We start from the raw sequence: 7139 nt of genomic DNA on the forward strand, positions 1-7139 counted from the left end.
CGGGTAACGATCCCTAACGCATTTCGCGCCACCGCTATCCCTTTGCTTCGTTCGTTTCCCTGAGTGCGACGCCTTCCCGTGACTCTGCACCGGGCCGCTGCGCTTGTGCCTGGCTGCGCGGGGTATTCATAAAGCTTTTAGGGCTGCGCTGCGCGCTGTGTCGCTTTACAAACCTTCCCCGCACATCCACGCCCACCCGTTGCGCCATCACTCCCAGGCGACGAACTCAGGGAAAGACGGTAACGAGCAGCGGGAACACCGGCCCGCTCAAAACCCAAAGGGGTCAGGCTCGGAATCTAGGGAATCCGGTAACTTGGAAGGCAGCGGCCATGATTGCAGCGAACTACTTGAAGCACCCCGAGGCATTGCGGTTTCAGCGCGAGCTGTTCCACAACGGGTACAAGAATTCGCCGCGCATCATGCGCCTGATGGAGTGCGTGTTTAAGTTCGCGCCGGATGTACCTGGGTGGGCGAAGGAGGCCGCGCGCAAGGCGCGCCAACTGGTGAAGATGTGGAAGGCTGCGCAGGTGCTGATCAACTTCCGTGGCGCTGAGGGCAGCATGGTGCCTGCTGGGTTCTATGTCAGCCCATCAGGGAACACCTGGCGCGGTAAGGGCATGGTGCCCAAGTGGCTGCGCAACCTGGTGGAAAATGGGACGCCGATGGAAGCCTATCAGCTGAAAGTTGATACGTTTATTCCATACGCGTTATGACTTCGGGTCCAATGTGGCCCACCGTACAGAGTAGCGGGAGCGTGCTGCTCAATATGCGCGTATGAACAAATTAATCAATTCGACTGGCATGTCGCTAAAAGACGCTCTTGGACATTGGCGTGGCGCCGTAAGGGTCGCGCTGTCTCACTCTGAAAACCTTGCCAAGGGAATAGCACCCGATATGAAGGGATTGCGGCGGGATCTAGATTCACTTGAGTCCTGGCGGATCCGATGCGAAGCATTGGCTCTAAGTAAAAGGGAGGCGATTACAGACCTCGATTTTTTGGAGTCCAGCAGACCGGAGTTTAAGTAGGGGCAGCGGGAGTTTTACTCGCTGTTCTAGTACGAGCAGCGCCTGGCGGCCATCTGTGCCTTGAGCCAGTTCATGCGGTGATAGTTGGCATTCTGCTGCTCTATGGGCACCCACTGCTGCTTTTCTGTAATCTGGTCGATTGCGCGGCGCTCTGCTGCAAGCTGGGTGCAGTTTGTAGGCTCTGGGTTGACGTCCCCTTGGACGACTTGACTGCTTGAGACGCTACCGCCGCCCATAGATGGCACTTGTTTGGGGAACTGAGCAGAGACTTGAAAAGTTGCTGCACCAATGATGGCAGCCAGTAACGTGCGATGCATTGAAACACTCCCTTTTTTGGGAAGTGTAGCAACCCAGTAACGTCAATTGGAGCCTATAAGGTCCCGTCTGCTTTTCAGTTCCGAGGCGCACGGACATCCCCGCCCATCGACAGCGGCGCGGTTTGCATGGCCACGGCTACGGGAGCAGGGCGCGGGCTATCCGCGAACTGGAGCGGTGGTCCTTCACCGGCCGCACGGGATTCGCAAAGCTCTGGTTTCAGCTCAACGGGCTTACCCCTCACATCAAAGCAGCCGCAGCGCTTAGGGGACTTAATGCATCCGGCTATTTCCACCGACTGGACGGGCTCCGGGGCCTCTATCACGGGCGCGGAGGCGGGCAGGGTGGGGTAGGCGGCCACGGTTGTGGTTTCGACGGTGTGCAACATGCCGTCCTTGACGAACGTTTGTTTTTGACCTGGTGCCGCTGCGGCAGCAGTTTCAGCCGCGGGGGCCTCTTTTTTCTTGATGCCGAGCGAGGTCTGCACACGGTCAAAGGCCATGGGTGCAGCGAACGCAAGCCCGGCCAGCGCAGCGAGTCCGACAAACGCGATCTTTGGGAGTCTGGCCGTGGGCTTGGTATGGAGCTGCGCGGACTTGTAGAGCTGATACGCCTTTTTCGGGTGGAACCAGAGCTTCGACTGGATAGCCGTGCGGGTCTGGCCGGGGTTGGCGCAGTGGTCCCACTCGTACACCATGGCCACGGTCTTTGTGATGCGACGCAGGTGCAGGTGTTGATTGGCTAGCCGCCTGATGTTGGGGTCCACCAGCATGGGGTGCTGGGTGATGAGGTAGATATCGACGCCCTTGTGGCGGTGGGTTTCGAGCTGGGCGATGCAATCGGGCACCTTTTGGCCGAGGGCGCGGGGACGCCAGACTTCTTGCACTTCGTCAAACACGATCACTGCGCCGGGCTCCGCCCATTCATGCCAGTTCTGGAGGTTGTCCCCGTTGATGTGTTCATGCTCCAGCGTCAGGTTTTTGATGTTGGAGTACAGCTTGCGGGTGACTGGCTCCTGATCGGTCTCAACGGTGGAACCGGGGACGTGGCGGGCTATCTCCCAGACCGTGTACAGGCTTTTGCCCGCACCTGGGGTGCCTGTGATGATGGTCAACATTAGGAGCCCACTCCCAACACCTTGGTGGCGTTCTGGATCTGCCACAGGGCCATACGTGTGGTAATGGCACCGAAGATGATGCCGAACCCTGTGCCACACCCGGCCAGCAAAGCCAGATCGAGACCGGCAGCGGGGACTGCCATCATGTTGCTGACGAACATGGTCTTGAGCTGGTCAAGAACGGTTGTAACGCCGACGATGGAGACAACGCTAAAGCCCAACGCCATCAAAATTCGCGCTACCAACGGCTGCATCATTGCAGCCAGCCATGTACCGATTTTGAACATGTCTATTCCTCCGTTCTGACTGGTGCGACGATGAAAAACGCAGCCAGCAGGCTAAAGGCGATAACAAGGGGCTTTACCCATGTCTCAATCATTCCGCAATAGCTGGCGAAGTTGAGCGTTGTTGTCCCCAACGCAGTGTGAATGGTTTGGGGGTCGATACATTTGCCACTGCCGAAGCCAAGATTCTCCGCAGCCCATGTAATGGTCTTGGTTGTCTTAGGTATGTCTACTTCCGGAATGTCAAGATCGGAGCAATTGAGGCTGCCGGGGTTCTTCTCGCACTCGGATTGTTCCTCTATGGGCTCTTCTGTCGTGGTGGTCGTGGTGGATTGCCCTGTACCGTTGTTCGTGACGTTGACCGAGGTAGTTATGGTATTGGTCACCCTGTTGTCGTTATAGGTATGGTTATGCGTTGTTGTCGTGGTGGTCGTGGTGTTGTTCGCCGGGTCCGTTGTAGTCTTGGTTGTGCCAGGAGAGGTGGTCGGGCCGGTAACTTTGGGAGACTCCACATCCAGTGTTTGACCGGTTGCCTTGGAAGCATCAGTGACAGCTTGCGCGATGCTGGAAGACGTGGGCCAACCGGACTTGGCTGCGATGGCGTCCTCTAGGGCTTGCATGTCAGAGGCGATGGTGGCGGCAGTGATGAACTGGCGTTCCACTGTGTAGTTATAGCTATACCAAGCAGGGGGATTGGTGCGCTGGACGACGTGGCAATACATGCCAGTGCCAGTGTCCACATAACCGCCGCAGTAGACGTTTTGACCTGGACCGAAGTAATAAGAGTTGACGACGCAGGCTTGCCCGTATGTGGACTGGCAAGCGGGCAAGTAAGAAGACAGATATGAGGGCGCTACACCGGGGACGCTTTCGCCGGATGTGAGGGTTCGATTAACGGCAACGCCTGCACCATCTTTACTGACGTCAAACCCGAGTTCGTGGGCCATTTCCCATAGGGCAACGCCAGTGCCGAGATAAGGGACGATCTTGAGCCCAGCACCGAGCAAGCGAGCCGTTTTGGAGTTGATAGGCACTCGACCGCTAATGCCACCGGAAACAGGATTTCCGGAGCCGTTGCGCCATGTTGCGTTGCGGCCATATGCAAGGCTTTTGGTGCCATCCGCAGCGATGGTGCCGGAGCCTGTTGGGGACACGACAGGGGTACCACCTGTGCCATACGTGACTGCCTGGCTGTTGGCGCCCGTGGTGGTCCACATGAAGCGCTGGAAGGCAGCGTCTGGAATTGAAACGGTGTCAGCAATGGCTACCGGAATATGAGCCAGCAGGCCGCAAACAAGCCCGCACAGAGCCACAAATTTTGCACGAGCTGTGCGTCTGCGAATGTCATTGTTAAACCCCTTCATGGTTACCCCAGAACATGCGGTGTAGGCGGGTGGCGCACCAGATGACGACCAGAAAGCCCAGCACCAGCGCGAACAGCTCGGTTTGATTGGCCGCTGCACCGTCATAGGCACAGGTCGGGAACTGTTGGAACGGTTGCTGATACGTGATGCAGGCGCCGCCGTTTTCGCGCTTGCACATGGTCATGGATGTGTCTGATTCGGTGAAGGTCGATTGGACGCATTCGGTGCTGAATGCGGAGCCACCCGACCCCCACGACGACAGGGCCGACGCGCACTGTTCGGCCTTGACGGTCGGCAGGTCGGGGAAACAGGCCCCCTTGTACAGATAGCCCATTTCCCGGCCTGCTTACTTGACGCGGAACTTGTTGTAGATCAGGCGACCGACCCAGATGGCGGCACCGGCAGTGGTCAGGGCGGTGAGCACTGCCAAGATGTCGGTTTGGGCCGTGGTGATGGCCGTAGTGATTGCAGTGTCCAGGGCTGCGTGGGCAGGGACGGACATTGCACCGAGCAGAGCGGCCATGACAGCCACGAGGGAGAAGTTGCGTTTCATGTAAAAAACTCCAAGGTTGTTACCACCAAGACGGTGGCCCAATGCCCCGCACGCGAGGCATGGAGCCGGTTCTTAGTCGCCATCGCCGGAGTAGTTGGTACTGCCACATTCAGGACAGACGTATTGCCCTACACGGTCCCATGCGTGGTCAGGAATACGGCTAAACCCGCCGTTTTCGTAGTGGTCTCGAATGTCTTCCTCTGTGGTCTCCACAGGGTCCGAGAAAACAGCACCGCAGTCGCCACAGTGAAATTCAAACTCTTCTTCTTCGTCGCCGAACATGTTTACTCCCTTGTTTTCCAGCGGATTCATTTGAGATGTGCCGCAGCGAAGTTCAGCGCCTGCACCAGCGTGTACCCGCCGATGAAAGACCCGACCACGAAACCGACAGCGGCGTTGCGGGCAAGGTCACACAGGGCCATGGCGACGAGCTGGCGCCAGTTTTTGCGGAAGTTCTCCTGGTCAACTTCCTTGACCGCGCGATAGCGAGCGCGGAATTCTTCAGGGGTGAGCTTGGTAGTCATTTGCCATCCACGTAGTCGGCAGCGGTGCCGATGCGGTCGAGGTCAACGATTTGCGGCAAATCGTCAACATCGGTCCAGTCCTGGACAAGGTTCACGGCGTGTTCCATGTCGGGGACAACCCCGACACCAGCCTTGCGCAGATCAAGCGTCCATTCGGGCTCCCCGTCCACGTTGGGAACCAGAAAACGGCCCGTGCTTTTGGATTGAACGAGGAGCCGCATGGTTAGGCCGCTGCTGCTGCGCGTTGAGAAGCGGCGGACATGGGCTTGATGCCACAAAGCACGATCTTTGCGCTGTCGCGGCCTTGGGCATCCTTACCGGCCACAACGTCAAATTCGACTTCAACGGGAACGCCAGTTGCGGGGAAAGACTTCTCCAAGTGCGCCCACTTGTTGAACTCGGACGCATCACCGAACTTGTAAGGCACAGTGATCGCGCCCATGCTTTTCGTGGTGTTGTTCGACGCCATGTCGGCGGGCAGATAGAACGTGGTGGAGCTGAATTTGTTGCCTTCAACTTCGCCTTCACTGGCCTTGATGCCGAAGAGGGTGGATTGACTTTTCATCTTCATGATTTGGTTCCTTGTGAGGCCGGGGATTAAGCAAATCCAAAGGCGTGGCCAGCGCCTGGACTCGTTGGTTTGGTAGCGAAGACTTTTTCGAACGCGAGGCGTAAGTCACCGTCAGCGAAGCGGCGCAAGCGACCCGGGAGGGACTTGGTTTCCCAGTTGCACAGCTCCAGAAACTCCGCGTTAGAGAGGTAGCGGAATGCCGCAGCAACGGTGGGAGCAGCGGATGTGAGCGCCCAACGCAGATTGCGCGTTACCTCAGCCGTGACGGTCTGAATCGGGAGCTTTTTTTCCTGGGGCAGCGGGGAGGGCGCTACCTGGTTGAGTTGGTCGGCACGCTGGAGTTGGAGGGCGTGCCAGTCGCTGGCACCTGCAAAGAAGTCGCCGGGGTGGCGCAGGATGGCCGAAGGCAAGACGCGCAGTTTGTTGCCGTAGCGCAGCTCGACGCGGACCCATGGACTGTTGGACTCACGTCCAAACAGTTGGTCGCCTTTTTCGTAGATGTTGGTTTCTTTGCCGGACTTGCGGCAACCGATGTAGAGGGAGCGCTCTGCGCCGTTGAACCAGTCCCCGGCCTGCTTGGTGCTGGGGCGTGCGCCGCGCACGTCAAAGGCACCAGCGGCGTACTGCTGCTGGAGTTCTTCGAACTCGAAGCCCATGCCATCGAAGAAGTCCAGTGCCAGATCGGCGCGGGTAATCTTGCCGTCGTGGGCATCGATGATGTCCGCGAGGCGATAGGTCCACTCATGGGCCGCAAAAGTGCAGGCGTGGCCTTCGAGGTTGACGTGTATGGTCTGGTCCTGCTTTTTCTTGCTGGGACTGTTGGAGGCGGCAAGGAAACCGACCCAGCCGCAGCCGTGGCCGTTGCGTTCAATGACGAAGCGGTATTTGTAGAAGTCTTTGCCTGGAAAGACTTCGGGGTTCACGTTGAAGTCAGGGCCGAGCGCTTCGGCGCATTGCTTGGCCAAGTCCAGCGCTTGGCCGCCAGCGTGTTGGAACTCTGGTGTTTTGTGGTCTGCCTGGAAGGACTCCAGCGAGGAGCGCACCAGGCGGTGAATGTCCTCTTGCAGCGGCTCGGAGAGCGCAGCGCGGAAAGGGGTGCGGTAGTCACGCAGTGGCAACAGGTCTTTGAAGACGCGACGGCCCAAGGTTTCAGCGCTGGGGAGGACGGGGCCGCGTATGGTTTCAAAGGTCGGCACCACATTGCGCAGGACGCAAGTGAAGCGGAGCCAATCGACATGAATGGCGGTTTGGTGGGCCGTGCGCTCCGCTTCCAGGCGGAGCTTGATTTCGGAGCCGTCGATAACCAGTGGGTTGGCTTTAGACACGTTCGTTCGCTCCGGAGAAGTACCCCCCGTGATTACCATCGGGGGGTGTTGTCTGCGCCT

Annotated in this window: 12 protein-coding genes; 1 reads left to right on the forward strand and 11 read right to left on the reverse strand. The window is 58.4% G+C overall.

Going from position 1 to position 7139, the window contains the following annotated elements:
• The first annotated feature begins 329 nt into the window (after positions 1–329).
• Positions 330–713, forward strand: a complete 384-nt coding sequence (locus tag AC1RNN_RS19590; protein WP_493091411.1) for an H-NS family nucleoid-associated regulatory protein — start codon at positions 330–332, stop codon at positions 711–713.
• Between the two features lie 339 nt (positions 714–1052).
• On the opposite strand, the gene AC1RNN_RS19595 is transcribed toward AC1RNN_RS19590, so the two are convergent.
• The 11 genes from AC1RNN_RS19595 to AC1RNN_RS19645 all read right to left on the reverse strand — a co-directional run bounded on the left by AC1RNN_RS19595 (position 1053) and on the right by AC1RNN_RS19645 (position 7079).
• Positions 1053–1343 carry a hypothetical protein gene (locus AC1RNN_RS19595; protein WP_493091410.1) on the reverse strand — a complete coding sequence of 97 codons (291 nt, stop codon included), beginning with the start codon at positions 1341–1343 and terminating at the stop codon, positions 1053–1055.
• A gap of 74 nt (positions 1344–1417) precedes the next feature.
• Positions 1418–2458, reverse strand: coding sequence for a zonular occludens toxin domain-containing protein (locus tag AC1RNN_RS19600; RefSeq protein ID WP_493091408.1), 1041 nt, complete (start codon positions 2456–2458; stop codon positions 1418–1420).
• A complete protein-coding gene (locus AC1RNN_RS19605) occupies positions 2458–2745 on the reverse strand; it encodes a DUF2523 family protein (RefSeq protein WP_493091406.1) in 288 nt (95 codons plus the stop codon). The genes AC1RNN_RS19600 and AC1RNN_RS19605 overlap by 1 nt, the downstream gene beginning before the upstream one ends.
• A 2-nt stretch (positions 2746–2747) precedes the next feature.
• Entirely contained in the window at positions 2748–4106 is a 1359-nt protein-coding gene (locus tag AC1RNN_RS19610) for a hypothetical protein (protein WP_493091404.1), read from the reverse strand.
• Complete coding sequence (locus tag AC1RNN_RS19615) at positions 4093–4440, reverse strand: hypothetical protein (protein WP_493091402.1); 348 nt, start codon at positions 4438–4440, stop codon at positions 4093–4095. The genes AC1RNN_RS19610 and AC1RNN_RS19615 overlap by 14 nt, the downstream gene beginning before the upstream one ends.
• Positions 4441–4452: 12 nt before the next feature.
• On the reverse strand, positions 4453–4659 hold the full coding sequence (locus AC1RNN_RS19620; RefSeq protein WP_493091400.1) for a hypothetical protein: 207 nt from the start codon (positions 4657–4659) through the stop codon (positions 4453–4455).
• A gap of 72 nt (positions 4660–4731) precedes the next feature.
• Positions 4732–4971, reverse strand: coding sequence for a hypothetical protein (locus AC1RNN_RS19625; RefSeq protein ID WP_493137505.1), 240 nt, complete (start codon positions 4969–4971; stop codon positions 4732–4734).
• Entirely contained in the window at positions 4968–5183 is a 216-nt protein-coding gene (locus AC1RNN_RS19630; protein WP_493091396.1) for a hypothetical protein, read from the reverse strand. The genes AC1RNN_RS19625 and AC1RNN_RS19630 overlap by 4 nt, the downstream gene beginning before the upstream one ends.
• The gene (locus tag AC1RNN_RS19635; protein ID WP_493091395.1) at positions 5180–5404 is read right to left on the reverse strand and encodes a hypothetical protein; all 225 of its coding nucleotides are present in this window, start codon (positions 5402–5404) and stop codon (positions 5180–5182) included. Before AC1RNN_RS19635 ends, AC1RNN_RS19630 begins: the two co-directional genes overlap by 4 nt.
• Positions 5405–5406: 2 nt before the next feature.
• Positions 5407–5754, reverse strand: coding sequence for a hypothetical protein (locus AC1RNN_RS19640; RefSeq protein ID WP_493091394.1), 348 nt, complete (start codon positions 5752–5754; stop codon positions 5407–5409).
• A gap of 26 nt (positions 5755–5780) precedes the next feature.
• Positions 5781–7079 (reverse strand): replication initiation factor domain-containing protein, encoded by a 1299-nt coding sequence (locus tag AC1RNN_RS19645; protein ID WP_493091393.1) that lies wholly within the window; start codon positions 7077–7079, stop codon positions 5781–5783.
• Positions 7080–7139 lie beyond the last annotated feature (60 nt).

The sequence above is a fragment of the Rhodoferax sp. GW822-FHT02D07 genome (assembly GCF_058802405.1).